The sequence below is a fragment of the uncultured Thiodictyon sp. genome, from assembly GCF_903828115.1.
Taxonomy (GTDB): Bacteria; Pseudomonadota; Gammaproteobacteria; order Chromatiales; family Chromatiaceae; genus Thiodictyon.
The window spans coordinates 1-2,753 of the sequence record NZ_CAIKKU010000552.1; the positions used below are offsets into that span (position 1 = coordinate 1).

The 2,753-nt window shown below is 63.7% G+C and carries 3 protein-coding genes; all 3 read left to right on the plus strand.

From position 1 onward, the window contains the following. Positions 1–175: 175 nt before the first annotated feature. Positions 176–1,210: an HAD family hydrolase gene (locus QZY48_RS20555; protein WP_295434673.1), complete on the plus strand. Its 1,035-nt coding sequence runs from the start codon at positions 176–178 to the stop codon at positions 1,208–1,210. A 251-nt stretch (positions 1,211–1,461) separates the two neighbouring features. Then, positions 1,462–2,094: an arylesterase gene (locus tag QZY48_RS20560; RefSeq protein WP_295434675.1), complete on the plus strand. Its 633-nt coding sequence runs from the start codon at positions 1,462–1,464 to the stop codon at positions 2,092–2,094. A gap of 169 nt (positions 2,095–2,263) precedes the next feature. Further along, positions 2,264–2,575 carry a hypothetical protein gene (locus QZY48_RS20565; protein WP_295434676.1) on the plus strand — a complete coding sequence of 104 codons (312 nt, stop codon included), beginning with the start codon at positions 2,264–2,266 and terminating at the stop codon, positions 2,573–2,575. Positions 2,576–2,753: the final 178 nt, after the last annotated feature.

Sequence of the window (2,753 nt, forward strand, 5' to 3'; positions counted from 1 at the left end):
AGGATTTTCCGAAATTCAAGAACGCAATATTAAGCTGCTTGAGCGAGGCAAATACTCAATGCAAGAGCGAGATGGAAACCCTGTTTTCTTTAAAATTCCAGCGCATTAGAAAATCCCAGATTATTACTATTTAGAGTATAAGTACAGTCTCATTGACCCGGAGCAAGAGGCCATCATGACGCTCATTCGTCGTCTCTCAACGGCTGCCCGCATCCTCGCCGTGGGGGTGCTCCTTACCCTCGGCACCGGCGTGCGCGCCCAGGCCGATCCGTTGCCTTCCTGGAACGAGGGGCCGACCAAGCAGGCCATCCTTTCCTTCGTGCAGGCGACCACCGACCCGGCGAGCCCGACCTTCGTACCGCCGCCGGAGCGTATCGCCACCTTCGACCAGGACGGCACCCTGTGGGTCTCCCACCCCATCTACACGCAGGTGATGTACTGCCTGGAGCGGGTCCCGGCGCTGGTCAAGGCGAACCCGGCGCTTGCGCAGGAGGAGCCGTTCAAGACCGTGATGAGGTTCCTGGCGGGCGACCGGGCGGCCATCGCGACGCTCGATGAGAAGGACCTGGCGAAGATTGCGGCAGCGACCCTGACCGGCATGTCGGTCGACGCGTTCAACGCCGACGTTAAGCGTTGGATCAGCGAGGCCCGCGACCCGCGGTGGAAACGCCCCTACACCGAACTGACCTATCTGCCCATGCAGGAGGTGTTGCGGCTGCTGCGCCGCAGCGGCTACCAGACCTACATCGTCACGGGCGGCGGTCAGGACTTCGTGCGGGCCTACAGTGATGGCACCTACGGCATCTCGCCCGCGCAGGTGATCGGGTCCGCGGATGCGACCAAATACGGCTATGCGAAGGACGGCGCGCCGGTGCTCACCAAGGAGCCGAAGCTGCTCCTGCACGACGACGGGCCCGGCAAGCCGGAGGCGATTCATTTGATGATCGGCAGACGTCCGCAGGCCGCCTTCGGCAACTCCGGGGGCGATGCTCAGATGCTTGAATACACCAAGGCCGGTGAGGGTGCGCGTTTGTCGATGATCGTCCTGCACGACGACGCGCGGCGGGAATACGCCTATGGCCCGGCGCAGGGGCTGCCCGATACCAAGATCGGTACCTTCCCCCAGGCACTGTACGACCAGGCGAAGCAGCAGGGCTGGGTGGTCATCAGCATGAAGGATGACTGGAAGACGATCTTTGCCTTCGAGTAGCATCGCGACGACGTCTACCAATGGTTGCCCGCGAGCACTCATTGCGAAGGTCAGAAGTCCGCTTGGGCACCCTACGACCCGGATGGCGCGCGCTCGCCGTTTGGCCACTGGCACTCAGCCATGCCTTACTGACGCCCTGTGCAGACAGAGGACATCTTGGAACGTTATTCGGTCAGTGACCGCCTCAATAGCCCGCATAACGGCGGCCGCGACCCCATTGAGCCGCTGGACGTGTCGAAGGAGGGCGACTGATGCGCCTGCGAGCGTTGTTTGCCGTCCTGCTCTTCGCCTGGTTTCTGAATGCCTGCGACCGGATGCCGACGCCGACGCCCATCCCGCCAGAGGCGACCGTGGTTGCGTTCGGCGACAGCGTCACGTTTGGCACCGGCGCTGCTTCGGGGGAGGATTGGCCCAGTCGGCTGGCGGAGCTCAGCGGCTGGACGGTCGTCAATGCCGGGGTCCCCGGCGATACGGCCGAGCACGCCAGGGATCGCATCGAAGCGGTGCTGACCCAGTACCAACCGGCCCTGGTCGTCATCGAAATCGGCGGCAACGACTTCCTGCGACGGCGACCACAAGCCGCCGTCAAAGCCGATATGCGCCGCATCGTCCAGTCCGTGAGGCAGAGCGGCGCGCAAGCGGTGCTCGTGGCGGTGCCGCAAGTCTCGCTGCTTGGGATCCTGTCCGGCGCCAAGAGCGACGCGCCGATCTACCGGGAGTTGGCCCTGGAAGACGGTGTGCCGCTCGTCGAAAAGGTATTTTCGGAGATCTTGAGCCGACCGGAGCTGTGTGCCGACAACATCCACCCAAATGCCGAGGGCTATCAACAGATGGCGGCGACGATTTATGCCTTCCTCTACCAGACGCCCAAGGGGACTGACTGAGGCGCGTGCTGTCAGGCGCAGGGCGCGACACCGCAGCCATCCTGGCTCGGCGGCGGCTCCAAGCGCATCCAGACCGCCGGCAAGGCGAGTGGCACACCAACACACTTGAGGATCTACCTGACTTATCCCCAAGGGCCGGTAGGCAGTCCTGCGCGACACCCTGCGCGACCTGGCGTCTGAGGTCGCCGCCGCGGCCCGGCAGGAGGGGCTCGCGGGGCGTACCGTGACGCTGAAGATCCGCTTCTGCGGCTTCGAGACCCACACCCGGCAGCGGCGGCTCCCGCGACACAGCGACGACGCCCGCACCCTGTTCGCCGCCGCTTGGTCGCTGTACGAGGCTGGCCGTTGGCAGGGCAAGCCCGTGCGCCTGATCGGCCTGGGGATCGCCGATCTGGGGGCCCTGAGCCGGTCCAGCCATGAATGTTTGAAAGCTCCACCGGGAGATCTCCGCGTAATCGCGTTTCACCTTTTTCGATTGTGACCAGTCAGCTACCCTGTCGCCTGTCCCACGAAAAATTTCTAGGTGATTAGCGTCGAAACTCAGCCGGCGATCGGTCGGCGGTCGTTAGCCTCACAAATTTGAGCCTGGGGGTCCATACTTAAGGTAACCCACCGGCGAGGACGCGGCCATGCCCCAGAATCCGATCCAGTTCCAGCCC